This window comes from Pseudomonas sp. HPB0071 (genome assembly GCF_000478505.2).
Taxonomy (GTDB): domain Bacteria; phylum Pseudomonadota; class Gammaproteobacteria; order Pseudomonadales; family Pseudomonadaceae; genus Chryseomonas; species Chryseomonas luteola.
Genome location: NZ_KI517369.1, coordinates 1 through 25,707 on the forward strand (window position 1 = coordinate 1; position 25,707 = coordinate 25,707).

Genomic DNA, 25,707 nt, shown 5'->3' on the forward strand with positions numbered 1-25,707 from the left:
TTTCAGTCCTGTTATGCTTAGTCATAAACAGACCCCAAAGGCTTAGAACCAGAGGGTCAGCTTACTCCAGGTATATTTTGTCTACACCCTCTTAGTACTGGCGACTCTCCATAGTAACTCTCGCTGTACCAGTCATTGACCCATTCTGTAGCGCTCCCTGCTGCCATATATAGGCCTAGAGAATTTGGCGGATAGCTATCTACTGCCGTTGGCATAGCGGGGCGCCCTGGTCGAGTATTTCTATCTGGAAAATTCTTTCCGATTTGCAGCGTACCATCATTGGTTGGGTAAAGAATCTTTTTCCCTCTGTCTCGCGCTGCAAATTCCCACTGTGCTTCTGTAGGCAAGTCCACTGGGTAGCCGCTGAGCTCGCCAATCCAGTTGCAGTAGTCCTTGGCCTGTTGCCAGTCTTTAGTGGGAGCTGGATTAGCAGGGAGGTATTTTTGTTTCAAATCATCCCGTTTACGCTGTTCTCTATTAAAAACCTCAAGACCCTGTGCCTCTCTGAAGAGATCAAAATCCTTCAACGTCGTTTTCTTGCTAGCCAGGTAATAGCTGTCCAGCTTGACCTGATGAAGCGGATTATCACTATCGGGTGTAATAGGACAGAGGTTCTCTGGTTCCTCCCCACACGGCCAGTCGCATTTCTGAGCGGGGTCAAAATCACAGATCCAGCCAAAGTCACCCATTTCAAACTCGCCGCCCTCAACAAAGATCATCTCGTCGAGGGAGCGTATCGCAAGCGCCAGAACTTCCCCTTGCTTGGCACCAGAGAGATTTGGGTATTTCTGTTCAATCCCCTGAGCAATAGCCTGCACCTGTTCAGGTAACAGAACGCTGCTTTGGGGAAGCGATGCGGAGTCAGAGTCGCAGGCAGCCAAGAGGCCGAGGCTGATAAGTGAAACAGCCAGGATACGCGCAGTCATGTTCATCCCTGAAATAGCAATCAGGTACAAGGTTAACATGTACACTTATATCCAAGGCTGTCCATGCCGGCAAAATGGGTATGTATGTAGCTAGGCCCCAAAGAGACCTAAGGAAGGTCTGAAGTAGCCCTGTATTTCCGGTCGACTTCAGCCCTCGCTGCTTTTGAAAGCGGGCCGTCGATCAAAATCGACCAGGTAACCCGCTCAGTTCTCCGTTTTTGGCCGCCGCGAGCACCTCGCAGCAGCCATTTTCCGCATTACAAGTGCACCTTTCCTGCGGTAGTCAGCAAATGTCGGCGCGCCATCCATAGGTTTGACAGCGCGAACAGCGTCACCAGCTGAGCGGTGTTCTTGGCCAGGCCACGGAAGCGCACCTTCACGTAACCGAACTGGCGCTTGATCACTCGAAACGGGTGCTCGACCTTCGCTCGCACTTGTGCCTTGGCCTTCTCGATCTTGCGCTTGGCTTTGTACAGGGCGCTGCGTTTATCGAGCTTCTTGTAGGTGCTGCGGCGTGCTGCGACCTGCCAGATCACTTCGCGGCCAGCATGTTCGGGGCGCTTTTCGACGCCGGTGTAGCCGGCATCGGCGCAGACGACGTTCTCGTCACCGTGCAGCAGTTTGTCGACCTGGGTGATATCCGCCACGTTGGCTGCCGTGCCTACCACGCTGTGTACCAGCCCCGACTCATCATCCACGCCGATGTGCGCCTTCATGCCAAAGTAATACTGGTTCCCTTTCTTGCTCTGGCGCATTTCCGGGTCGCGCTTGCCGTCCTGGTTCTTGGTCGAGCTGGGCGCGTGGATCAGTGTGGCATCGACGATAGTGCCCTGGCGCAGCGACAGGCCGCGATCCCCCAGGTAGCCATTGATTACGCCGAGGATGCCGGCTGCCAGCTCATGTTTCTCCAGCAAGCGACGGAAGTTGAGGATGGTGGTTTCGTCGGGAATACGCTCCAGGCTCAGCCCGGCGAACTGACGCAGGATGGTCGTCTCGTAGAGCGCTTCTTCCATGGCCGGGTCGCTGTAGCCGAACCAGTTCTGCATCAGATGGATACGTAACATGGCCATCAGCGGATAGGCTGGACGATCACCTTCACCCTTTGGGTAGTGTGGCTCGATCAGGGCAATCAATCCCTTCCACGGCACCACCTGATCCATCTCGATCAGGAACAATTCCTTACGGGTCTGCTTGCGCTTGCCGGCGTACTCGGCGTCGGCGAAGGTCATCTGCTTCATGGAAAAACTCGGCTGGCGGGATCGGCGTATTTCACCAGATTCAGGAAGTCTTTTTCAGACCTTCCCTAGAGCCTGTATAAATATGAGGTTAGGTTGGTGGCTGAAAACCCTGCCGATACCCATGTGCCATACCTGGATGTAGGGCCGGTTCACGCGATTGGCGAATGCTGGTTCCAAAGCCCGGAGGACTACCAACGATATATCGAGTCGGCAGTGCGCAAAGCCTGGTTCGAACATGGCAAAACGTTCATTGGCCAGCTCAAGCCCTTCGTCACTGAAACACTTGTTTGAAAGCTGCTCAAAGCGGTTATCGCCGATCAGGCCACCCCTCCATTCATTCTGGAGGGGCTTTCATCTACGAGTGAACCCCTGGTTATTGATTTAACGTAAATCACTGGCAGATTCCCCAATGAACATGGGGACCCGTGCGAGTCTCAATTCGCACGAGGTGCCGTCTATGTGTCGTTTCGACAGCATGTCCGACGACTGCGCGTGGGAACCATCGATCAGGTCGCCGATGGGGTAAAACATATCGAGCGGCTGATGCCTGCAAATCTCTCAGAAATCCTGGCAAGTTGCCGGGATGGTTCAGTGACGTGCCATGCAGCAACCCCAAGATGGCCCAACTGCAGGCAGTGAAACTCATTTCGCAGGGGTACACACCGGAACACTGCCTGGACATCAGTACCATCTGGTAGCGCAAAAGGTTGTAGCCCAGCAGCACACCCCATAGCTCTTGAGCGATCATCTCTGGCGTCTTGCTTCTCAGGGTATATTCGCCGCCCAGCAGTCTCTGCTTGATCGCCCGATAGCCCAGCTCAATTTCCCAGCGTTGACTGTAAAGGTCGACGATCTCCCCACCCGGAAAGCGCAGCGGGTCGACCACCGAAGTCAGTACGCTTACCATTTTTCCCTTGATCATCTTGCGCAACAACCGCGCTCGCATTTCGAGCGGACGACAGGTGGTATGTGGTCGGTAAATACATAGCGGCCATACTGTAAGCGCGAGTAGGCGGGTCTTTGGGCTGACGCCCGGCGATATCGTCAGGGCGTCAGATCCATACAGCCGTTCGATCAGGCTGCCGGCTTCAGAATGACCTTTGTCCAACCCTCATCTCGCGCATCGAAATGCTTGTACGCATCGGGCCCTTCCGCCAATTTCAGGCTGTGAGAGATGATCTGCGAAGGCTTGGCGCGGTCGTGATGGATCAGCTCCGCAAGCCTGCGGTTATAGGCTTTGACGTTGGCTTGCCCGGTGCGTATCTGCTGGCCCTTGAACCAGAACGCGCCGAAATCGAAGGCCATTTTGCCTTCCTTCGCCAGTTCATTTTTCGCGCCCGGATCCTGAGGAACAAACACCCCGACGACGCCGATGCCACCCGTGGCCTTGGTGGAAGCTACCAGGTTGTTCATCGTCAGGTGATTGACCTCATGGCCGTGTTTGTCACAGCACTGGTACCCCACACACTCACAACCTCGATCAGTGCCTTTGCCGTGAGTCAGGTTGAGGATCTGATCAACCGCCTCTTTCTCCAGGGAGTTGATTGGCGTGGCCCCCATCTGCGCGGCCAATTTCAATCGATCCGGATGGTTGTCGACCACGAACACTTGCGAGGCGCCTTTGATCATCGCGGCATGAGCTGCCATCAGGCCCACTGGCCCTGCACCGTAAATGGCGATGCTTTCACCCGGCATCAGGCCAGCCAGTTCAGTGGCATGCCATCCGGTGGGGAATATGTCTGACAGCATGACGTAGTCGTTTTCTTTCTCTTGCGCATCCTCTGGCAGCACCAGGCAATTGAAGTCCGCATATGGCACACGCAGCAGTTCTGCTTGACCACCCTGGTATGAGCCCATATCGGCAAACCCGTAAGCAGCACCAACACTGCCGGGGTTGGCCGTGAGGCAGAAACCGGTCAAACCTTTTTCACAGTTTTCGCAGAAACCGCAGCCGATATTAAATGGCAAACAGACGCGATCACCTACCTTGATGCGATCTACGCCGGCGCCGACTTCGATGACTTCTCCGAGGTTCTCGTGACCGAAAACACGTCCCGTCTCCATCGAGGTGCGGCCCTCGTACATATGCAGGTCAGAGCCGCAGATATTGGTAGTGGTGATGCGCACTACGGCGTCGGTAGGTTTTTCGATCTTGGCGTCTGGGACATTTTGCACGCTGACGTCGCGTGGCCCGTTGTAAACGATGGCCTTCATTAGACTCTCCTGTTCAAGCGACGATGAGGGGGGTTCGTCTGCTTACGGGACATCTGTCTAGTTCTACGAACGTATGTTCCACAAATCGAGCTATGACCAGACGAGTGGTAATGCCGTCGCCCGCGCGTGGCGGCCCTTGAATTTGCAGCTCGTGACGAAATTAGACAGTTGAACGCCATAGAAGCAATATGGCTACGACACCCCTGTCAATCAGCGCCTCACGTCCCTCATGAGCTCCCTGATGCACTGGCCAATTACCGCTCGCGTTCCATCAACAGCTTTGAGGGAATATCGGACAGTTTCTGCAACTTCAGACCTTCCTTAGGTTTTCGAAATTGTTGCGACTGCAGACGGCAATTCATCCAGCCGCCCTAGGGTCTGCTTGTAATGGCTGCGACTGCTTGTAATGGCTGCGACTGCCTGAACAATCTCCATGAACAACTTAGGAATGGCATTCCAGCCACGGGGACAGCTTGCAGGGCTGCTATCGACCCAAAGCGGACGGTCTCGGCAGGCTGTTTACGGCCCAGGCTGTGTAAAAACGCAGCGAGTGATGGATAGCTGGATATTGGATCGTTTTTAGGGGCGCTCAGCGGCCTCGTGGGCCCTGGTGTGTCGATTCGAGGCATCCCGCTGACTTGGGGCAAGTGCGACCTCCACGAGGTAGTGCGGCGAGTTAAGTGGGCAGCCAACGGGATTTCAGGCCCTCATTGCCGCCATCAGCACACGATTGCCCAGCAGGTTCAGCACTCGTTTGAAGTTGTAGGCGAGCACGTGCAGGCTCATTTCCGTGCTCACCCGGTCGAGCGTTCGGGTGAGGAAATGAGTGGCGCCCATCCAGGCCTTCAACGTGCCGAACGGATGCTCCACCGTCTGACGGCGGATGCGCATCATCTCCGGTGCCTGATCCAGGCGAGTCTGCATCGCATCGAGCACCGACTCATGCTCCCAGCGACTCACACGGCGCTGTGCGCTCGGTGTGCACTGATCTTTCAACGCGCACCCTTGGCAGTGCGAACTCCAGTAACGGTGCAGCTTTAGCCCTTTCTCGACGCGTGAGAAGCGCCAGATCAGGCTTTGCCCAGCAGGGCATCGGTACTCGTTCCTTGCTTCGTCATAGATGAAGTCACCTTTGCCAAAGCGGCCAGCCGCTGTTGCTCCAGAAGTCAGCGTCTTGGGCACGAAAGCAGTGATGCCGGCTTCATGGCAAGCCAGAATTTCCTCGCTCTTGAAATAGCCTCGGTCGGCGACCACCGAGAGTGCTTCCACGCCCATCGCTTCCCGCGCCTGCATGGCCATGCTGCTCAGTTGATCACGGTCGACGCCGTCGTTGGTGACTTCGTGCGTCACGATCAGATGATGCTTCGTATCGACCGCAGCTTGGACGTTGTAACCGACCATCCCGGTGCCGCGCGTCATCATCGAGCGAGCATCAGGATCGGTCAGTGAAATCTGCTTGTCTGGGGCGGTCTGAAGCTGGATCTCGATGGCCTGGAGTTCCTGCATCTTCACTTTTAACGCCGCGATCTTGCTGTGCAGTCGCTCGGCCTTGGCTTGTGCCACGGCAGGTTCCTGCCGATCGGCAGTGTCCAGGGCGGTGAGGTAGCGGCTGATGCTGGATTCGATTTCCTCCATCCGCCGTTGCAACTTGGCGCTGGTGAAGTTGCGATCACGATTGTTGACCGCCTTGAACTTGCTGCCGTCGATAGCCACCAGCGCTTCGGCGAACAGACCGAGCTGCTGGCACAGCACGACGAACTGCCGACAAACGCCGCGGATGGCCTTACCGTTGTCCTTACGGAAGTTGGCGATGGTCTTGAAGTCCGGCATCAGGCGCCCGGTCAACCACATCAGCTCAACGTTGCGCTGGGTCTCTCGCTCAAGGCGGCGACTGGACTGAATTCGATTGAGGTAGCCGTAGATGTAGATCTTCAGCAGGACGGCAGGATGATAAGCAGGCCTACCAGTTTCTGCAGGGACAACGCCCTCGAAACCGAGTTGACCAAGGTCGAGTTCATCGACGAACACATCAACCACGCGCACCGGGTTGGTGTCCGCCACGTAGTCATCCAGGCTCTCGGGAAGCAGCACGCTTTGGCCTCGATGCTCACCTTGGATAAAACGCTTCATCGGCATCCCCCGCTGATTTGACTCCATCAAATCACAGCAAGGTCGATGCCAGCGTTTTTACACAGCCTGGGCCAAAAGCGGTCATCAGGGCTGGCTTGAATCGGGGCCGAAGGATTACGCTCTCAGCCCCATAATTGCTGGTCAGACAGTTACCACGATCTTGCCGATCTGCTGATTGGTTTCAAGGAAACGATGGGCATCCTGGATGTCGCTAAGTGTGAATGTCTTTGCGATGATCGGGCGCAACGCACCGGACTTCAACCCTTGCAGAATAAAAGCCTTTGCTCTCTCTAGGGCTTCAGGGTCGGCCACAATCTCTGCGTAGAGATAGCCCTTCAAAGTCAGGCTTTTGCCCAGCACGGTAAACAGTGGGAATGGTGTCGGTTCAGAGCTAAGTGCGCCGTACTCCAGCAAAATTCCGCCTCGCGCCATGCTCTGCGTGAGAGGTTCAAAGGACGGCCCGCCTACAGGATCGAATACAACGCGAGCGCCTTGACCGGCAGTTATCGTCATAACACGCTCGACGATATCCTCTTCATCGCTGACGATGACATGCTCAGCGCCTGCATCAAGTAGGGCTTGCTTCTTCGCGTGAGTTCGAGTGATCGCAATCGATGTGGCGCCGACCATACGAGCCATTTGGAAGGCGGCCAAGCCAACACTGCTTGACGCGGCGGTAACGATGACAAAATCGCCCTGCCGTAGCTTCGCCTGTTCAATCAATGCCCCCCAGGCGGTGACGTACTGCATCCAAGACGCCGCAGCCTCTTCAAAGGACAAGTTCTCAGGGCTCTTTACCACCAGGTGGGCCGGTACATTGGCCAACTCGCCGTAGGTGCCCCAGCGAGTAATATCCAGAGGTGGGATCAGAGCGACCGAGTCACCAATCGTGATCTCGGTTACGTCGCTCCCAACTGCCGTTACGATGCCTGCGGCCTCGTAGCCTAAGCGGCTGGGGAACTCCGCTTCTTGTAGGTATGCGTGATTGCGGAACATCACTTCGGCTCGGTTCAAGCCAATGGCTTTAACACTAATTTGCACCTCGTTTGCTGCTGGTGCCGATACTTCCAGATCTTCCAGCTTCAGAACGCTGGCGTCACCGTATTCATGAATTCTGACAATGCGTGCCATCATAGATATCTCGTTTATCAATGGGCCCCGACGTACATCCGGAAGGTATCCGGGCACTCGAAAGGTGACGAAAATTTAGTCATTGGTTGGCGCTAGATAAAGGCCTACGATGGCGCATTACTAGAAACAGAGTGTTTATAATGGATCGCCTGACCCAGATGGCCACGTTCGTCAAAACAGTTGAGCTGGGTTCATTCAGCGCCGCTGCGGACGACCTGAATCTGTCCCCTCAATTGGTAGGGAAACAGGTGAAAATGCTCGAACAACATCTGGGTGTTTCCCTGCTGCACCGGACTACGCGCAGGCAAAGCCTCACCGACTTCGGCAGGGCGTTCTACCCGCGAGCAAAACTGATCCTTGCAGACATGCAGTCTGCCGAGAACCTGGCGGCCCTCACTCGGGGCACACCAAGTGGCCGCCTTCGCATCAACGCGCCGGTCACGTTCGGAATTCGCACGCTTTCGCCACGCCTGCTGGAATACATGGTTCGGTATCCTCAAGTGTCTGTTGACCTAACGTTATCGAACGAACTGGTCGATATCGTTGATGATGGTTACGACGCGGTATTTCGCATCGGCGAGCTGGTGAGCAGTGGGTTGAAGGCAGTGCCACTGGAGCCCTATCAGATGGTTTTATGCGCTGCGCCGTCCTATCTTGCACGTCGCCCTCCCATCATCAATCCGTGGGATCTACAGCAGCAGGAGTGTCTGGGGTTTACCTATTCTGATGGCCGCTCACACTGGAGCTTCGACAGCCCGGAGGGGCGTATAGATGTTCCTATTACAAGCAAATTAACGATCAATCAAGGTGATCCACTGCTGGCAGCGGCTGTAGCTGGTCTAGGTGTGGTTCTACAGCCGATAGAGTTGGTTAGCGATGCACTGCGCGATGGGACACTGGTGCGTCTGTTGCCGCAGTACCCAGTGCCGAATACCGCAATGCACATCCTCTATGCCCCTGACCGAAGAATGACTCCAAAGCTGCGCAGCTTCTTGGAGTTTGCGCGTGAGGCTTTTGGGCAGCGAGGCCCTCTCTAACGCACGAAAATCAATGTCTGCGCTATCCGGTATTCGTAAAAGGACGACGATTACCGTGGCTCACCGGATATGACCAAGCACCCCTTGCTGAGGAAGTACCTGCTGTAGCACTTCGCGGCGGAAGTCGAAGAACTGAAAGATGCCATGTTCGTTGGCTTGGGGCCGCAGGTCCAGAGCGTGCTGGACCGCCTGATCCAGGAGCGGGTTCTGAATCCCGACCGGGTGATTGGCGGCATGCTGCACTCCTCCGGAAACTGCACCTACCGGATCAACTACCTCATCGGCGACAGAAGCGCGCTGGTCCCGCACGCCACCAGCCCTGTGCCTTACGACCAGGTCCGGCGAGCATTTCGGGAGCGGTTCGTCACCGCCTGATCGAACGTCGGATGAGTGGATGCGGGCGCGGGTTCAATTCCGCAAGCGGGAATAGAACTGGCGTCCTGTCTGATGCGCTCGGTTGGTGATCCGACCAGAGCAGAACTGGTAGGATTGCGGGCATCAAGGGCCGGATTCCGCACCTTTCCGCAGGAGTTTGCAGCGGTCGTAAGGCGCTGAGTTACATAGGTTTGGCGCAGGGTTCCACCCCACCGAGCCCCTGCAGGAGTTCGAATCGTTACGCACGCCCCCCAGAAACCCTCACTAGCCCGCACGGCACGATGCTAGGTCGTTGATTTTCAAGAAATCGCTCGATCGATCCGCGCTTGCGGACTGCGGACTTCCAATGGGCCGGAAATCTGGCTCGCCCAGTCGGCTCTCGGTACCGACACGTTGCAAACAGTCGGTACTTCTCGATAACTACCCGACGAATCGGAACATCTCAGCTAGCCCTGATGTTGCCCCTGCTTGCTGACGCAGCTTGGAAGTTCTGGCTGCAATATTGCCCCCCCAATCGCTGTGGAAGGTAGCTCCCTGGGCAAGTGCAATCGAGGGGGGGGGATCGCTGCGTAGGGCCGTGTGACCCCCATCCTGCAGCATGACCTGATTGGGTCAAGGCCGGGTTGTCATGCAGGCAGTTTGGCTGCAAGCAGTTCGACCTTCTCGATATTGGGCGGAGAACTGAGCAAGGTCGCGGCGTTGGCCATCAAGGCCGCGGCGATCTGGCCGTTCAGATGTGCTTGGCGACCTGCCTCATCGGCAAAGGCATCGAACACACCGAACGTCGAAGGGCCAAACTTCAATGCGAACCAGGCAGTGGTGCCGGACTCGGCGTTGGCGAGCGGCAGTGCGCTGGCCAGGAAGTCGGCAAGCGCAGCCTCCTGGCCGGGTTTGGCTTCGAGGCGAACAAACAGGGCGAGCTTGGTCATACTGTAATCCTTTGGGTAAATGGGTTAGGTGAATGGATCAACGAGCCTGCAGTCTAGGTCGTCATGACAGCCATCTCTATAGACAATAATGACAACATTGATATCATTGTTGCCATGAAACTCCACATCCTTGTTTGTGATGGCGTGTTTGATCTGGGGCTTGCGGCGCTCACCGACACAGTGGGCTTGGCCAATGCGATGGCGGGCTCGCTGCCACAGGCTCCCGCGCACATAGAGCTCACGCTGGTGGGCGTGCGGCGTCGCATCCGAACTGCGCAAGGCTTGACGGTCCCCGTGGTCCCTGCGCGTAGTGTGCCGGAACCAGACGTCGTGCTCGTGCCCGCGTTTGGCGACAAGATGCCTGACACGCTCTCAGCTCGGCTCACACGCCCCGATGTGCCCGACGCGGTCGCGGCGCTACAGCAGTGGTCCACCGCTGGCGCGCACCTAGGTGCCGCTTGCTCCGGTAGCTTCTTGATTGCAGAGAGCGGCCTGCTTGATGGGCATCGTGCGACGACGTCATGGTGGCTGGGGCCGATGTTTCGGCAGCGCTATCCGAACGTCAAGCTGGAAGAGTCACGCATGATCGTGAACTCGACACGCTTCACCACCGCTGGTGCCGCTTTGGCCCACGTCGACCTGGCCTTGCGCATCATCCGGGAGCGCAGTCCGGCGCTGGCGGCCCTGGTGGCACGCTATCTGCTGGTCGAGGCACGCAGTTCGCAAGCCGAGTTCGTTATTCCCGACCACCTTGCGCATGCCGACCCGATGGTGGAGCGCTTCGAGTGCTGGGCCAGAAGTCAGCTCGCGAAGGGGTTCTCGCTGGCCGAGGCGGCCAGCGCCGCGGGCACAAGCGAGCGCACCTTGGCGCGGCGGCTGCAAAGCGTTTTGGGCAAGACACCGTTGTCGTATTTCCAGGACCTGCGCGTGGAGCATGCCGTCCATCTCTTGCGCACCGGAAACGCGAGCGTCGACCAAGTCGCCGCACAGGTCGGGTACTCGGATGGGGTGAGCCTGCGGGCCCTGTTGCGCCGCAAGCTGGGCCGGGGTGTCAGAGAGTTGCGACGCGGTGGATGACCAGAGGCGTTTGGTGTATACACGGCTGGAGACCGCCGAGAAACTGACGCAGGCCAAACGGCGCATTTGGACCTGACAAAACTACTGCCCGCCACGGCGCGCAAGCTCCAGTTTGACCCCGGACAAAGTTTTGCTGGCAATGTCGTGGTTGAGCAAATCAATACCTTGATTGAGCAACGCTGTGCACTGACGATTCGGCGGCTCACCGACCCCGCCGCCGACAATGACGCAGCCGCCGAGCCCACCGTTTGAACTACCGTGCGGACACGGGTTCGATTCAGGGTTTGGGAATTGAACCTACATCCCATCGCAGACGAGTTTGATGCCCGTTTCCGGCGACCAGCATGGCTGAGAAACCTGCTTGCAGGTCTACAATCGGGCAGGCTTTACGATCGAGTTCGCAATGGTTCGCAGCAGCTCGTTGCACTTCTATTGCGTGGTTCTCCCATTGAGGAAGATTAGAATGTATCTGCCGAGCACGATTCCTTATCAGCAGCATCGAGGGTTCAGCCGAACCTTCACTCCGGGTCATTTGAGCCTGGGATTGTTCTTCCCTTTGGAGGCCTTCGGTGGGGACATTCCGAGCATGCTCAACCAGGTCGAATTGGCCAAACGAGCGGAGGCTCTGGGCTTCTGCGCACTCTGGTTTCGCGACGTGCCTCTTCGGGACCCTAGCTTCGGCGATGTTGGCCAACTGTTCGACCCTTGGGTTTACCTGGGCTACATGGCTGCTCATACGTCGGAGATAGCGCTTGGCACCGCATCCATTGCCCTCCCTATACACCATCCTCTGCACACGGCCAAGGCATCAGCCAGGGTTGATCAGTTGAGCGAAGGTCGCTTGATACTGGGGGTAGCTTCCGGCGATCGCCCAGTGGAGTTTTCGGCTTTTGGCGTCGATCCCGAAAGGCGCGGAGAAATCTTTCGGGAGCACTACGAGGTGATTCGCAGAGCCCACAGCACCAGCTTTGAGCCCATTCGCTGGAGCGGTGGAGAGATGCGGGGCGCAGACCTCATTCCGAAACCCACTACCCAAGTCATTCCAATGCTCGTGACTGGGAATAGTCGCCAGTCACTGGATTGGATCGCGCGCGAAAGCGTCGGATGGATCAACTATCCACGTATACCGAACATGCAGCGAATGATCGTGGAAGATTGGCGGCAGGAGGTCATGAAGCAATGTGGCCCCGTCTATAAGCCCTTCACTCAGTCGCTCTACATCGACCTCGATGAGAACCCGTCTACGCCGCCCACTCGCATTCATTTGGGGTTCAAACTTGGACGCTACCATCTCCGGTTTTTGCTCGAGTCGCTTGAGGAAATCGGAGTGGACCACGTTATCCTGAATCTCAAATACGGAAAACGCCCTGCTGAGGAAGTCATTGAGGAGCTGGGTACTCACATCGTTCCGCAATTCGGAGTACAGCCGCGTCCTGAAGCGAATTGATACGCCGGTTGGTTTGCTGCGTTACAACAGACGGGCCTCACGGCCGTGCTGTTACTGGAGTGCGCCGCTCTAATGATGCTCACTGAGCATCCCGCGCTTCTTGGTTTGGCGGATCAATGCGCTCGATGTTCCCCAGTACCAACGCTCGTCCGGCAAACAGGCCGCCCGATGTTTCCAAGGCAAAACGTTCGGCATCACGTTTGCGCACTTCGTCGATCACCGCGTCGGCTTCGCGCTCCGACGCCCCCAGAGTCACCACCGCCTGACGGCCGAGCAGCAGGGCCGACTCAGAGGTTTCCCGCACGATATAGTCGGCGTCGTGTTTGACCAGTTCCAGCGCATGTTCGCGGTCAAAAGCGCGCACCAGCAATTTCACTTGCGGGCAGTAGTGCCGCGTACTTTCGACAATGCGTGTCGCGGTTTTTTTATCGTCCACACAAACAATGATGGCGCGGGCGTAGCACAAGATCCTGAGCGTTCACCAGGAACTCTCCAGGGTAAGAGTGGCACCTGAAGTGTAGTTCAGGACACCGGCATCGTTTGAAAGGGTGACCAAAGATTCAGCAGCTTCTGCCGGTCCATACCGTAAAGGGCGTCCTAACAATCCTTTCATTTATACCGAGCGCGCAGGCATGGCTTGAATCTTGGTCAATGCACTCTGCCCACGATATCCAGCTTAAATACAAGTTTTGTTTTAAGGGGTCGCCAACCAATCCATCTGATATGGTAAATTTTCGATCACCTGAGCCTTTTTCGTCAACCAACAGTCTATAAAGTGCATGCTCGATGTTCTTTCAAACAACAAAATAGCAGCCAACCAGTTTTGGCTCTTGGGCACACTGACGCGCTCGAGAATTCAGACCCTCCCAGGATCAACAATAGAACCCCGCTTATCAGAAAGAAATGGGATAAATAACTATTCACTTGATTTGGAGATGGCCGCTGTGCGAAAGCTTGGCTTGGGCTTCCTGGTTACTGGCGTTTTGGGGCAACTATCAGCACTACTATGGACCTACACGTCCACGGGACCCATTTGTCAAAATAACGTCGACAATTCATACATCCAGCAAAAAGTGAAAAAGTTCGAACAACTACTCGATGACACTGCTAATAAAGTTGCGACAGAGCTCAGTACAAAACATTCCTACGGGCTCGCGCCTTTTGCGAAAAACGAATACCGCATACCCGATTCAACGGAGGCTGACGCCGTACGGTTTTCGATCGAAAAGCCAGACGAAGCATCAGTATTTACGCTGCCTTCATTGCCCATACAGGCACACAAATGGCCGATTATCCTTAGCGGTCTGATCACTTTTACCTCTGCCTGCTCTTGGCACTCTTCGCCAGCAAAAAAGCCGTTGATCCGCAATGGCACGTCTTTCACACCGTGCGAGGATCGCTAATCACGCTAGAACGCCCGTGTTTGGCCTGCGGCGGCTTCATTTCCCACGCTGCAAAAGCCGCTTCAGCAACGCCTTCATCCGGTCTGTGGGTGATCGAAATTGCGTTGAACACACCAAGCCGCCATCGCGCCAGAAAAGCCATTCAGCAGCTGGGGTTGCCGGTAGCGCGTAAAGAAAACAACTTTGTCGTCATCGGCCCGTATAAACAGAAGCAGGACGCGGCCCGAGTCGTGAAAGAGTTGAGTAAACTTCATGGCGTTAGAGGATGGATAATGGCGGGAAATTGACATAGCCCGATTTAGCTCTGGGCCAAACTCGAACAAACGGCTACTTGTTTGACACAAGAAAGCATTCATGACCACAAAATAACTTAGAGCCGAATTCGCCCTGAAGAAATGCCTGATCGCCTACTTATGGATCAAGTTTTAAATCAGCGAACTGAACTACGGCCTCGATGAGTAGACTTTACAACTTTCGTAGCCTATACAAGCCGCTAACTTTCAAGATGAAAGACTCACTTCATCGGCGGGCGCATTGCCCTATACCTCCGCTCTCCTCTCGGTTCAACTCTCCGCATAACTATCCACTACCCTTCGGTACTGGCTGGGAGAGGCGCCGATGTGTTGCTGGAAAAACCGCGTGAAATGACCTTGCTCGGAGAACCCGAGGTTCTCCGACAACAGGCCCAAGGTTCCACTGCGCTCATGCTCAAGCCAGGCAAAAGCCCGGCGCATGCGCGCATCGTTAAGCAACAGGGTCGGCGTCATGCCGGTATCCTTCTTGAACAGCGTAAAGAAGTGCGCCCGCGACAGCCCACAAGCCCGCGCGGCATTGTCGATCGGGTTCGGATCATCGAGGTGCTCAAGCAACCAGGCGGTGCCACGGCGCACGCGCGCGTCCCGGAACTCACCTGAGTTCGGCGCACCCAGTAGCGACAAATGCCGCCAGCTGGAAAAGTCCTCGATCAGTTCGATCAGGAAGTCGAAAAGCATGGATTCAATGCGCTCTTTCGGCACGATCCCGCAGCCATGCGCTTCGGCGACCAGTATGTCGGCCAAGGTGCGATTACGACTCGACAGCTCGATGCACGACTGGGCAAAAAAGTCCGGCCGACCGCTGAGCGCCAGCGACTGCTGGGCAGTGGCCAGCCAGGCGGACTCGATGTAGAGCGCCAGAATTACGGTGGCACCGACACCCGGCTGCGGATCGTAGAAATGCGGCTCCCAGGCGTTGACCAACACCGCCGTGCGATCGCTGAGCGGAACCCGCCGACCGTTGACGTTGAAGTAAGTGTCTTCACCGGACACCTTGACCAGCACATGGCATTCGGAATGGGTGTGGGTGACCAGCGAACGATCCATATTCAGCAAGGCGACCCGACCAAACCTGCCGTGGAAAACCCGTTGGGCAATCGACATCAGATTCCTCCGTTCGCTTGAAGCGATATTGTTATCGGCCATAATGAAGGATCACCGTAGCTTCTATCTGTTCTGGACCCCGGCGATCGCTCAATGGTTCAGCAACACTTGGCGGGCTACTATCGCGCGCGAATGACCGAGCGTCAACCTCGACTTTCGCAGCCCCCACGCTCATCGGAAAAACCGCCTTACAAGGCATGGCGTTCTTTCCCGTGATAAACGCGCAGGATATCGGCCACCACCGCCAGAGCGATTTCCGCCGGGGCCTTGCTGCCCAGATCGAGGCCGATGGGCATATGCAAACGGGCAATCTGTTCATCCGTCAGACCACCGATGCGCTTGAGCCGCTCGGCGCGCTTGGCCGAGGTTGCCTGAGAACCCATGGCACCGATGTAAAAGGCCGGGGTGTGGACCGCTTCCATCAGTGCCAGATCATCGATTCGCGGATCGTGAGTCAGCGCCACCACCGCGGTCGCTGCATGGCAACCTCCGGCGGCAATGAACATTGAGGGCAGCACACGTTGCATCTCCACACCTTCGAGATGTACATGCAGCATCTCTTCCCGGGGGTCGCAGGCGATGACTTCGCAGCCGATGGCGCGGGCAAAGCTGGCGCAGACTTCAGCGACAGGCGAGAGCCCCGCCAGAATCAGTCGTAACGCCGGGCCAACGCTGATGCGCACCCTTTCGTCGACGACTTGCACCCGCTCGCTGCCGTGTCCGGTGTCTGGGTCCAGGCGCAAGGCACCGCTGCTCAGCTCGACGTGACGCAGCAGACGGCGCTGGCCGAGTAACGCCGCTTGCAGACTCTCCAGGTGTACGATCCATTCGAGACTAGCAGCGCGGTGCTCGACCAGCACGATCAGGACGCCCCCACAGGGCAATCGTAGACGGTGGCGTTGCTCGACGCTGTCGCCATAACTGACGATCTGCGCCGGTTCGCGTAATTCACCGCGCGTCAGGCTTTCGAGAAACTCCTCTTCGACGCAGCCACCCGACAGCGAGCCAACGTGTTCGCCCGTGCCATTGGCCACCAGCATCGCACCCGGCGCACGCGGTGCGGAGCCATAGGTGGAGAGCACCGTGCACAGCCATTGGGCCCGCCCGGCGCGAGCCCATTGCAGTGCCTGGTCGATCACCTGAACATCGAGATGGCGCATGTTTTCTGTACCTCAAGCAAAGCGTGGTGCTGCATGCAGGGTTACGTTTACGGTAACCTTCGAGCAATCTTGTTCAATCGTTGATTCAACATGTCGCCACAACAATTTTTGCAACTTGGGCCGCTGCGCCTGGAATATCGCCAACTGCCTCCGGCTGACCTGTCGCGACCGACGCTGGTGCTGTTGCACGAAGGCCTCGGCAGCGCCGACCAATGGAAAGACTTCCCCCTGCGCCTGGCCCAGGCCAGCGGTTGCGGTGTGGTCACTTACAGCCGTCAGGGTTATGGGCAATCGAGTCCGGTAACCCTGCCGCGTCCGCTGAACTACCTGAGCAGCGACGGCCCTCGTGAACTGCGGCAATTGCTCGATGCCTTGCAACTGCCACAAGTGGTCTTGCTCGGTCACAGTGACGGCGCATCCATCGTCCTTGCCTATGCCGCCGCCAACGATCCACGCGTGTTGGGCAGCATTGCACTGGCGCCTCACGTGATTGTCGAGACCGAGAGCCTCGATGGCATTCGCCATACCACCGAGGTTTGGCATCAGGGTGAATTGCGCGAACGCCTGGCACGCCACCATGGGGCAAATGTCGATGGCGCTTTTCACGGTTGGAGCGACAGTTGGTTGCACCCGGACTTTTCCCTGGACGATCTCGAAGCGCAGCTGGCTTTTATCGAAAGGCCGCTGCTGGTCATTCAGGGTCGCGAAGACCACTACGCCACGCCCGAGCAACTGCGGGTCATCGAGCGAAAGGTGCCTGGGCCATGCCGCTGTGTATTGCTGGATAACTGCCGACACTTTCCCCAGACCGAAGCGACCGAGCGGACCCTGCAGCTGGTCTGCGAATTCCTCGAGCGCCTCCCCGCCTGAACCTACCGAACGTGATTCAACCATCGACCACCTCATCCAGCGTTGCTACGCGCTCCGGCTGTTCACGCCAGCGACGCACGATCCCCAGTTCGATATCGAACATGTCCAGCACCCTGCCAACGGTATGATCGACCATGTCTTCCAGGCTGGTCGGCTTGGTATAGAACGCTGGCACTGGCGGCGCGATCACTGCACCGAGCTCGGCCAGCTCGGTCATGCTGCGCAGGTGATTACGGTGCAGTGGCGTCTCGCGAACCATCAGCACCAGGCGCCGGCGTTCCTTGAGCACCACGTCGGCGGCGCGGGTCAGCAGTGTCGAGGTCACGCCGCTGGCAATCTCCGACAGGCTGCGTATTGAACACGGCGCGATGATCATGCCCATGGTCTTGAACGAGCCACTGGCGATCGCCGCGCCAATGTCCTGATTGACGTAGCTGACGTCCGCGAGGGTCTTGATCCGCGACCAGGACATGTCGGTTTCATGGGCCAAGGTGATCAGCGCCGATTTGCTGACCACCAGATGGGTTTCAATTGGCGTGTCTCGCAACAGCTCCAGCAGACGCATGCCATAGACGGCACCAGAGGCACCGGAAATGCCTACGATCAACCGCTCCGGCCGACTGTTACTATGCGCGCTCATGATCGCCTTCCTCTATTAGACCTTCTTTGTAGAAGTGGATGGAGTCCAGTGCACTGGTCATGGTTTTGCCGATCATCTCGATGAACAGCATGGCCGCAGGAGTCAAGGGTCGACGGGCGTCGTGCACACAGACCATGCGTCGGCTGATTCCTGGCGCGGCCAGCGGATAGGCGCGTAACGCACCCTCGTGCAATCCGCGATGCAGGATGGTTGCCGGCAGCACGCTTATCCAGTCGCTGCGACGCAGGAAGTCCTCGATGACCGCCAGGTCGTCCACCTCCAGCTGCGGGGTGACTTCGATACCCTGGGCGCCAAGGTACTGGTCGATCACCCTGCGCAAGCCGTGACGACGCGAGGGCAGCACCAGTTTGAATCCCGCCAGACTGGCCAACGGCAAAGGCAACGCTACGTTGAGGCGATTGGCTGCACGGGTGGCGATCAGTAGCTCCTCATCGAAGATGTCGCGGCCGACCAGGTGCTCATGCTGAAAGCTTTGGTTGATGACCGCGAAATCCAGCGCGCCGGTCAGGACCTTCGCAATAAGTTCCTGGCTGTAGCCCGAGGTGACACTCAGTTCGACCTGTGGGTGATGCTCGACGAAATGCGCCAGGGTGCTGGCCAACGCGTTGTTGGCGGCAGAGGCGATCGGCCCGGCGCTGATGCGTCCGCCAATCTGGCCGCTACGGTCGATCAGGGCCTGACGCGCCGCCAGCAGCTGGCCAAGAATCGGCATGAACAAGCGATAAGCCTGATCTGCGGCCTCGGTCGGCGCCATGCCCTTGGAGCTGCGCTCGAACAACGTCTGCCCGAGCTCTTCCTCAAGCCTGGCGATCTGCATCGACAACGCCGGTTGCACGATATTCAAGCGCTGTGCAGCCCGGGTGACGGAGCCCTCTTCATAGAGGCAGGTGAAATACTTCAGATGGCGCAGCTCCATAGTCACCCTCGCGTGCGCGCTCAACCGAGTGTGCCGACGTTCTGATAAATGTGTTTGAGCTCGCTGAAATCCAGCAGCGCATCGACGCCATGCAAGCGCCCCAGGCCGCTCTTGCGGTAGCCACCGGTTTCCGCCTCGGCGAACAATTTGTTGTGGTCGTTGAGCCACACCGTACCGTTGCGCAGTGCCCGAGCGACACGCCAGGCGCGAGCGCCCTGCCCGGTCCAGACACTCGCGGACAGACCGAACTCGGTATGGTTGGCGCGCGCTACTGCCTCGGCTTCATCTTCGAAGGACTCCAGCACCAGCAACGGGCCGAAAATTTCTTCCTGACAAAAGAACGCGCTGCTATCGCGATGGGCGATCAGCGACGGCGCGAGAAATGCACCATTGCCCAGTTCACCCTGCGGGCGACCACCGGCCAGCAGCACTTCGTCACAGCTGTCCAGCGCCTCGCCAATGCGCCGCTCAACGCTGTCCCGGGATTGCCAGTCGATCAGCGGTCCCATGTTCGTCGCTGGATCGAGGCCATTGCCCAGGCGGATCCGCCCCAGTGCGGCGCTCAGCGCGGTTTTCATTTCGGCGAAGCGGCTGGCATGCACCAGCACGCGCCGGGCGGCAGTGCATTGCTGGCCAGAGATAATGGTGGCCGCCGCGGCCAGTTTCGGCGCGATGGCGGCAATATCGGCATCTTCAAAGACCAGGCAGCAGGACTTCCCACCCAGTTCCAGAGAGAGCTTTTTCATGGTCGCCGCGCAGTCGCGCATGATGCGCTGGCCGGTAGCGGTCGAGCCCGTGAAGCTGAGCACATCCACCCGCGGCGAAGCCACCAGATGCGCTGCCCCGGCATGCCCGCTCTCGGTGAACAGATTGACCGCCCCTGCCGGCAGGCCCGGCAACGCGAACAGCGGTTCGAGCATCGCCGCGTTGAACAGCGCGGTTTGTGGCGCGGGTTTGATCACCACCGTGCAACCCGCCGCGATCGCCGGCGCCAGAGCACGAACAAGCAGCACCGCCGGGGCATTCCACGGAATGATCAGCCCCGCCACTCCGGCGGGTTCGCGCAGCATGCTGGAGAACTCACCGGGCGCCACTTCGAGCATGTGCCCCGGGTTGTGCCGGGCCAGGCCGGCGTAATAAAGAATCTCGGAAATCGCCCCGCCGATCTCTCCTCGGGACTGCGCCAATGCCTTGCCGTTCTCGCGAGTCAGCAACTGCGCGAGTTGTTCCTGACGCGCTGTCAGGCCGGCAGCCCACTCCAGCAATAGCTGCTGACGCAGGCGCGGATTCTGCGCCCACTGCGGGTCGTTGAAGGCTCGGGCGGCGGCGGCCACCGCCGCTTCAGCTTCGGCCTCGCCGCCGTCGGCAAAGCATCCGATCAGCTCACCGTTTGCCGGGTCGAGACTGTCGGTCCAACGATCCGTAGCGGTCCATTGTCCATCGATGAAGTGTTGGCTTTGCATGAGTCCTCCTTGAATCAATGGGTCACCGAACCGCCGTCGACCACAAGGGTCTGGCCGCTCATGAAATCACTGTCGGTGCTGGACAAAAACAGCAGGGCACCGATCAGATCCTGCGGCACCGCCTCGCGCTTGATGCAGCGGCTGGCAATGTTGTTGCGCACGATATCCCCGGCCCAGGCGGCATTGGCCTGGACGTTGGCGCTCATGGTCAGGCCGGGGGCCAGGCAGTTGCAGCGGATGCCGGCGTCGCCGACTTCGCGCGCTATGGAGCGAGTCAGGGCAATCACCGCGCCCTTCGACGCGACATACGCCGCCATCATCGGTGCGCCTTTGAAAACCGTTGCCGAGGCAATGTTGACGATCTTGCCGTAGCCCTGACGGCGCATCACCGGCATTACCGCCTTCGCGCACTCGAAGGAACCGCGCACGTTGACCGCCATGATCCGGTCCCATTCCGCCGAGCTGGTCTGCTCGAACGGTTTGAGTTCCAGAGTGGCGAACAACGCCGCGTTGTTGATCAGTACGTGCACACCGCTGAACTGCGCCACGGCTTCCTCGACCATGGCTTGAACTGCGGCACCGTCGGTCACGTCGCAAGCGATTGCCAGGGCCGTACCGCCCTTGTTGCGGATCGCGGCGGCGGTTTCGTCAGGCGCGTTCAAATCGCAAAGCACCACCGTCGCACCTTCGGCCGCCAGGGCCTGGGCATAAGTGGCACCGATGCCTTGCGCGGCACCGGTAATGATCGCGACTTTTCCATTCAATCTGCTCATTGCGTTTTCCTTTACTTGAGGTTGCCTTGGGTTTCCGGAATCACCACGCTGCCGATCAGGTAGATCACCGACAGGCCGGCGGCGAAAATCGCCAGCACCATCGGGATCTGCGCGGGACTGCTGCTGAACAGGGACACAAAGGTCGGCATGGTTCCACCGAGGGCGAAACCGATGTTCCAGGACAACCCGGTGCCGCTGGCACGCAGCTCGGTGCTGAAGCGTTCGTTGAGGAAGATCAGGATCGGCGCGATGATCGCCCCGCCCATGAAGGCGATGCCCACGCAATACAGCGCAGTGCGGGTCAGCGAACCCGGCTCGGCGACACCGAGGAACATCATCGGCAAGCTCACCAGGTTAATCACACCCAGTAGCATGAAGGTCTTCTTGCGACCGATCAGGTCACTCAGGTAACCGAAGGCCAGTGCTCCGACAATGGTTGCCACCGACCCGTACATGAGCAGCTGCGAAGTTTGCGTATGGGGAACTTTGGCGACCACGTTGAGCAAGGTCGGCAGATAACCGCAGGCCAGGTAATACGTTGCTCCGCCGCCGAACGTAATCAGCAGATTGACCAGCATCACGCCGCGGTACTCGCGACCAAACAGACGCTTGAGCGGCGACACGACCACTACCGCCGGCCCCTTGGTCTTGCGCGCTTGTTGCAGTTGCTGCCAGACCGGGGTTTCTTCCAGATAGCGGAACATCACCAGCCCGAAAAACGTGCTGAGCAGCCCGCAGAAGAACATGAAGCGCCAGCCCCAGACGTCAAATTCATCCCCGGGGAAAATTTCCGACAACACCAGGTAAGTGAACGACGCCAACAGCGCGCCCATGCCGGCACCGGCACCACCGATCAATCCGGACATCAGGCCGCGATAGCGCGGCGAGATGGATTCGGTGCCGATGGTGTGAGTGGAGGCCACGATGCCGCCAACGAAAACGCCCTGAATGATCCGCAAGATCAAAAACAGTATCGGGGCCAACACCCCGATCTGGTGAATGGTCGGCAAGGCGCCAAATAGTGCCGTGGAAATACCGACGCCGACCATCGACACCATCAACGCACGCTTGCGGCCGTGTTTGTCGGCATACGCGCCAAAGATCGCCGAACCCAGCGGACGCACCAGTAGGGCCACGGCGAATGACGCGTATACCGCGGCCAGCGACAGTGTCGGGGTGTCGGAGGGGAAAAACATGCGGCCGATGATCGGCGTCACGTAGAGCAGAATGAACAGGTCAAACAAATCCAGCGCCCAGCCGAATGTCGAGGCAAATGCCGCGAGCAAAGCCTTGCCCGGTGGAATTTGCGGTGTATCGGTAGCGGCGTTGGTTGGCGGTGCAGTTGTTGTTGTTGTTGTTGTTGTTGTTGTCGTGGTCATGGTTGCCTCACACAAGATGTGTCTTGAGCTGGTTGGAACTATCGGGAACAGGCCGCTGGACAGCAGCAGCCACCGGTTCAATCGTGCATCTGGAGCACGCGTTGCCAGTCCTGCGGGGCCGCGTGCGCCCACTTGTCGAGTTCGACTTCCTGTTGTCCAGGCACCTGGATTCGTTTGAAGCGCATGGTCGGTGCCGACAGCGGCACCGTGGCGTCATAGCCCATCTTCGAGCCGACACCGTCACGGGTGGAGGGGTCGAGTTTCGAGCCTTGGGACTCGTGGATCAGCACCAGGTCGCGGTCGGCCTGGAAACGGGTGGCAATCGCCCACTCGACTTCGGTGGGGTCATGAATGTCCACATCCAGATCCACCACGGTGACGTGCTTGATGTCGTAGTGACCGCCCAGCGCGCCGAGGATGACGTTCTTGCCCTCACCCTCGGTGCGTTTGTCGATCTGCACATAAAGGTGATAACGACACACCCCGCCCTTGCTCAGGTGCACGTCACGCACGCACGGAAAGCTGCGGCGCAAGTACGCGAGCATGGTCGCTTCGCGCGGGATACCACCGAGCAGCAAGTGCTCCAGGCCGCCGCCGACGATGGTGTGAAAAATCGGATTGTGACGATGGGTCACGGCGTCGACTTCGATCACATGGCGCTCGGCGCGCTCGCCGTAGTACTGCGGAAACTCGCCAAACGGCCCTTCCATTTCCCGCGCCTTGGCCAGCAACCGGCCTTCGATGACGATCTCGGCATCGGCAGGCACGCGAATCTGGTTGGTGACACAGCGCGTCACCGCCAGCGGCCGGCCATGCAGCGCACCGGCAATTTCCAGTTCGTCGTGATCGATCGGCACGATGGCCTGGGACGCCAGCAAGGTCAGCGGATCAGCGCCAATGACCACCGCCACGTCCAGATCCTCTCCCAGCGCCTCGACTTCCTGAAAGAAGGCCAGCGCATGGCGTGGCAGCAGCAGTGCGCCCAGGCGATTTGGGCTGCTCACCTGCAAGCGGTGAATCGAAACGTTCTGCACCCCGGTGCGCGGGTTGCGGGTAATCAACAGGCCGGCAGTGATGTAAGGGCCGCTGTCGTGCTCGTTGTGGGTGGGAATTGGCAGCAGTCGATTCAGGTCGATCTCGCGATGCTCCACTTGCTGACAAACTGCATCGCTGACTTCGCGCCACGGCAACGGATTGAGGCTGGCCGCCTCGAAACGCGCCAACACTTCAGCGGACTCCACGCCCATGGCCTCGGCCATCCACTGCCGGTCGGACAACAGACCGGACACCACCGCGATCGAATGGCCGCCCGGCTGGGGGAACAGTGAAGCGCTCTTGCCGTCCAGACGATTGGCAATCGCTGCAACGCCGAAACGCAGGTCCACGCCGGGACGTATCATTGTCAAACGCTGCCGGCGCTGCAAATGGTCGAGCCAGCCACGCAGGCTGGCGCCTGCTGGCAGGTCCCCGGCCCTGTCGGCTTCGGGGGTGGAAAGAGTCACAGGCTGCATGGCCTTACCTCGTCATTATTGTTTTGGTGGCATGCCCGGTCACCCCGATGGCATGCCCGTTTGAATCGTCGGGATTCAGTTTCCGGTAGTGCTCGCACTGACGGGCCTGGTGCTGTCGGCCTGTTCGGGTTTGCCACCGCGCAGAAAATGGCTCAGGGTCATGATCACGAGCGGCGTGGCCAGTGCGATGTAGGCGTTGTCGATGCCATAGGGATTGCCCATCAGGAACCAGCCGATGGTGATGATCAGTGACGCGATGATGCTGTTGAGCGCACCCTGCCGCGTGCCGAATGTCGGCGCGTAAAACACCATCAGCACCAGCACCGCGAGTGAAGCGCGCAAGGCCTTGGCGAGGAAGGTCACCACCAGAACGTCGGAGGCGTACAGCGCCAGTGTGATGGGCAGCAGGCCGGCGACGATGGTTGCGGTCCGGGCAAAGTTGAGATTCTTGCGATCATCCCCTCGGGGGTTGAAGAACGGCTGATAGAAGTCCTTGAGCAACAATGTGGCGATGCCCATGGTGAGCGCGGCCATGGTGCCGAACAGCGCCCCGGCCAGTCCTGCGACGACGATCCCGGCCATCCATTCGTGCATGTGCCCGAGGATTTGCGGAAAGGCCTGCAACGAGGGAATCTGCGGAAACAACACTGCGCTGCACATCCCCACCATCGCAGCGATCAGGCCGTAGGGAATCAACATCAATGCACAGTAGAAACTCGCATGTTGGGCCTTGCGCCCGTCACTGACGGTATTCACTGCCTGCACTACGTACTGGGTGGCGAACGTCGCGCCGATACCGGCCACCAGCCAGGCGAAAATCTTCGGCCAACCGACGTTGTCGACTTCGAACATCGGCGCTGGCAGTCGCGCCACCAACTCGCCCATGCCGCCAATCTTGCTCAAGGCAAAACCCAGGGCGAGGATAATCCCGGCGTACATCATTATCGCGTGCAAGACGTTGGTATAGATCACCGAACGCATGCCGCCGATGCCGACGTACAGCACCGAAACAATACCGACGATGATGATCGCCGAAGTCCGCTCGATGCCCAGCAAGGTCGCGAGCACGGCCCCGCCGCTGGCATAGATCGAGACCGCAACGATCGACAGCGCGCAGATCATGATCACTGACGTGGCGAAGCGTACCGGCTCGCCGTAAGTGCGGGCCAGCGCCCCGGAAATGGTGTTCTCGCCGAGGTCCTTGTACTTCTTCGCCAACAGCATGGAGAAGATCACGAACCCGACGCCCAGGGCGGCGATGTTCCAGGCAGCGGAAATGCCATAGGTGTAACCCGCCTGGGCCGTACCAATGCTCGCGGTAGTGCCGATGAACTCGGACATCATCAGAAAACCGATCAGCATCGCCGGAAAGTCCTTGCCTCCTGTTGTGAAGTTTTTCGCGCTTTGTGTAGAGCGTCGAACCCAGAAACTGATCAACGCCAAGACCACCATGTAGGCGGCCACGATGGTTAGTACCAGCCAGCTAGAAGCCACTAAGAGGAACTCCGATTTTTATATTTATTGGACGGATTTCGGTGCAGCCGATCTCACCCTAAGAGCCCCGCAACAGGTTTTCCATTAACGAATATTGATGCGTCCTATCAGTCTCAGTGAAGGGGCGGCAGGCCCTGCTCCGTAAGGGCGCACGC

Annotated in this window: 24 protein-coding genes and 1 pseudogene; 7 read left to right on the forward strand and 18 right to left on the reverse strand. The window is 58.4% G+C overall.

The annotated features are described in order from the left end of the window. Positions 1-56: 56 nt before the first annotated feature. Positions 57-965, reverse strand: a complete 909-nt coding sequence (locus HMPREF1487_RS22830; RefSeq protein WP_010799137.1) for a formylglycine-generating enzyme family protein — start codon at positions 963-965, stop codon at positions 57-59. A gap of 218 nt (positions 966-1,183) precedes the next feature. After that, the gene (locus HMPREF1487_RS22835; protein WP_010799138.1) at positions 1,184-2,164 is read right to left on the reverse strand and encodes an IS5-like element ISPa16 family transposase; all 981 of its coding nucleotides are present in this window, start codon (positions 2,162-2,164) and stop codon (positions 1,184-1,186) included. A 72-nt stretch (positions 2,165-2,236) separates the two neighbouring features. Between HMPREF1487_RS22835 and HMPREF1487_RS22840 the strand changes: the two genes are divergently transcribed. Next, complete coding sequence (locus HMPREF1487_RS22840; RefSeq protein ID WP_084213921.1) at positions 2,237-2,455, forward strand: EthD domain-containing protein; 219 nt, start codon at positions 2,237-2,239, stop codon at positions 2,453-2,455. A 100-nt stretch (positions 2,456-2,555) separates the two neighbouring features. Here HMPREF1487_RS22840 and HMPREF1487_RS27825 read toward each other — a convergent pair whose 3' ends face one another. The 4 genes from HMPREF1487_RS27825 to HMPREF1487_RS22860 all read right to left on the reverse strand — a co-directional run bounded on the left by HMPREF1487_RS27825 (position 2,556) and on the right by HMPREF1487_RS22860 (position 7,639). Next, positions 2,556-3,272, reverse strand: a complete 717-nt coding sequence (locus tag HMPREF1487_RS27825) for a transposase (protein ID WP_218186950.1) — start codon at positions 3,270-3,272, stop codon at positions 2,556-2,558. Next, entirely contained in the window at positions 3,239-4,378 is a 1,140-nt protein-coding gene (locus HMPREF1487_RS22850) for a glutathione-independent formaldehyde dehydrogenase (protein WP_010799141.1), read from the reverse strand. The genes HMPREF1487_RS27825 and HMPREF1487_RS22850 overlap by 34 nt, the downstream gene beginning before the upstream one ends. Before the next feature lie 699 nt (positions 4,379-5,077). Further along, a complete protein-coding gene (locus tag HMPREF1487_RS22855) occupies positions 5,078-6,508 on the reverse strand; it encodes an IS1182 family transposase (RefSeq protein WP_010799142.1) in 1,431 nt (476 codons plus the stop codon). A gap of 141 nt (positions 6,509-6,649) precedes the next feature. Then, on the reverse strand, positions 6,650-7,639 hold the full coding sequence (locus tag HMPREF1487_RS22860; RefSeq protein ID WP_037031264.1) for a zinc-dependent alcohol dehydrogenase family protein: 990 nt from the start codon (positions 7,637-7,639) through the stop codon (positions 6,650-6,652). Between the two features lie 140 nt (positions 7,640-7,779). Between HMPREF1487_RS22860 and HMPREF1487_RS22865 the strand changes: the two genes are divergently transcribed. Then, on the forward strand, positions 7,780-8,676 hold the full coding sequence (locus HMPREF1487_RS22865; protein WP_010799144.1) for a LysR family transcriptional regulator: 897 nt from the start codon (positions 7,780-7,782) through the stop codon (positions 8,674-8,676). A 60-nt stretch (positions 8,677-8,736) separates the two neighbouring features. Here HMPREF1487_RS22865 and HMPREF1487_RS27490 read toward each other — a convergent pair whose 3' ends face one another. Beyond that, positions 8,737-8,985: a hypothetical protein gene (locus HMPREF1487_RS27490; protein WP_010799145.1), complete on the reverse strand. Its 249-nt coding sequence runs from the start codon at positions 8,983-8,985 to the stop codon at positions 8,737-8,739. Between the two features lie 692 nt (positions 8,986-9,677). Next, positions 9,678-9,980, reverse strand: coding sequence for a putative quinol monooxygenase (locus HMPREF1487_RS22875; protein WP_007182542.1), 303 nt, complete (start codon positions 9,978-9,980; stop codon positions 9,678-9,680). 768 nt (positions 9,981-10,748) lie between these two features. On the opposite strand from HMPREF1487_RS22875, the gene HMPREF1487_RS28590 reads away from it, so the two are divergent. The 3 genes from HMPREF1487_RS28590 to HMPREF1487_RS22890 all read left to right on the forward strand — a co-directional run bounded on the left by HMPREF1487_RS28590 (position 10,749) and on the right by HMPREF1487_RS22890 (position 12,504). Continuing rightward, entirely contained in the window at positions 10,749-11,057 is a 309-nt protein-coding gene (locus HMPREF1487_RS28590; protein WP_371106407.1) for a helix-turn-helix domain-containing protein, read from the forward strand. Positions 11,058-11,123: 66 nt separating this feature from the next. Next, positions 11,124-11,309, forward strand: coding sequence for a hypothetical protein (locus HMPREF1487_RS22885; RefSeq protein WP_037031229.1), 186 nt, complete (start codon positions 11,124-11,126; stop codon positions 11,307-11,309). Between the two features lie 211 nt (positions 11,310-11,520). After that, positions 11,521-12,504, forward strand: a complete 984-nt coding sequence (locus HMPREF1487_RS22890) for an LLM class oxidoreductase (protein ID WP_010799147.1) — start codon at positions 11,521-11,523, stop codon at positions 12,502-12,504. Between the two features lie 79 nt (positions 12,505-12,583). Here the strand turns inward: HMPREF1487_RS22890 and HMPREF1487_RS22895 are convergent. Next, a pseudogene (locus tag HMPREF1487_RS22895) lies at positions 12,584-12,961 on the reverse strand (potassium transporter); the annotation flags it as partial. An 873-nt stretch (positions 12,962-13,834) separates the two neighbouring features. Between HMPREF1487_RS22895 and HMPREF1487_RS28100 the strand changes: the two are divergent. Beyond that, positions 13,835-14,194, forward strand: a complete 360-nt coding sequence (locus tag HMPREF1487_RS28100; protein WP_230382341.1) for an SPOR domain-containing protein — start codon at positions 13,835-13,837, stop codon at positions 14,192-14,194. A gap of 276 nt (positions 14,195-14,470) precedes the next feature. Here the strand turns inward: HMPREF1487_RS28100 and HMPREF1487_RS22905 are convergent, their stop codons facing one another. Beyond that, positions 14,471-15,325, reverse strand: a complete 855-nt coding sequence (locus HMPREF1487_RS22905) for a helix-turn-helix transcriptional regulator (protein WP_010799150.1) — start codon at positions 15,323-15,325, stop codon at positions 14,471-14,473. Positions 15,326-15,513: 188 nt separating this feature from the next. After that, entirely contained in the window at positions 15,514-16,485 is a 972-nt protein-coding gene (locus tag HMPREF1487_RS22910; protein WP_010799151.1) for an XdhC family protein, read from the reverse strand. Positions 16,486-16,575: 90 nt separating this feature from the next. Between HMPREF1487_RS22910 and HMPREF1487_RS22915 the strand changes: the two genes are divergently transcribed. Continuing rightward, positions 16,576-17,355, forward strand: coding sequence for an alpha/beta fold hydrolase (locus HMPREF1487_RS22915; RefSeq protein WP_010799152.1), 780 nt, complete (start codon positions 16,576-16,578; stop codon positions 17,353-17,355). A gap of 16 nt (positions 17,356-17,371) precedes the next feature. Here the strand turns inward: HMPREF1487_RS22915 and HMPREF1487_RS22920 are convergent, their stop codons facing one another. The 7 genes from HMPREF1487_RS22920 to HMPREF1487_RS22950 form a co-directional block, all read right to left on the reverse strand. Continuing rightward, positions 17,372-17,995, reverse strand: coding sequence for a UbiX family flavin prenyltransferase (locus HMPREF1487_RS22920; RefSeq protein ID WP_010799153.1), 624 nt, complete (start codon positions 17,993-17,995; stop codon positions 17,372-17,374). After that, entirely contained in the window at positions 17,982-18,932 is a 951-nt protein-coding gene (locus tag HMPREF1487_RS22925; protein ID WP_010799154.1) for a LysR family transcriptional regulator, read from the reverse strand. The genes HMPREF1487_RS22920 and HMPREF1487_RS22925 overlap by 14 nt, the downstream gene beginning before the upstream one ends. Before the next feature lie 20 nt (positions 18,933-18,952). Then, on the reverse strand, positions 18,953-20,395 hold the full coding sequence (locus tag HMPREF1487_RS22930; RefSeq protein ID WP_010799155.1) for an aldehyde dehydrogenase family protein: 1,443 nt from the start codon (positions 20,393-20,395) through the stop codon (positions 18,953-18,955). Positions 20,396-20,409: 14 nt separating this feature from the next. Continuing rightward, positions 20,410-21,168: an SDR family NAD(P)-dependent oxidoreductase gene (locus tag HMPREF1487_RS22935; RefSeq protein ID WP_010799156.1), complete on the reverse strand. Its 759-nt coding sequence runs from the start codon at positions 21,166-21,168 to the stop codon at positions 20,410-20,412. A gap of 11 nt (positions 21,169-21,179) precedes the next feature. After that, complete coding sequence (locus tag HMPREF1487_RS22940; RefSeq protein WP_010799157.1) at positions 21,180-22,547, reverse strand: MFS transporter; 1,368 nt, start codon at positions 22,545-22,547, stop codon at positions 21,180-21,182. A 77-nt stretch (positions 22,548-22,624) separates the two neighbouring features. Further along, on the reverse strand, positions 22,625-24,058 hold the full coding sequence (locus tag HMPREF1487_RS22945; RefSeq protein ID WP_010799158.1) for a UbiD family decarboxylase: 1,434 nt from the start codon (positions 24,056-24,058) through the stop codon (positions 22,625-22,627). A gap of 75 nt (positions 24,059-24,133) precedes the next feature. After that, positions 24,134-25,552, reverse strand: coding sequence for a sodium:solute symporter family protein (locus HMPREF1487_RS22950; RefSeq protein ID WP_010799159.1), 1,419 nt, complete (start codon positions 25,550-25,552; stop codon positions 24,134-24,136). Positions 25,553-25,707: the final 155 nt, after the last annotated feature.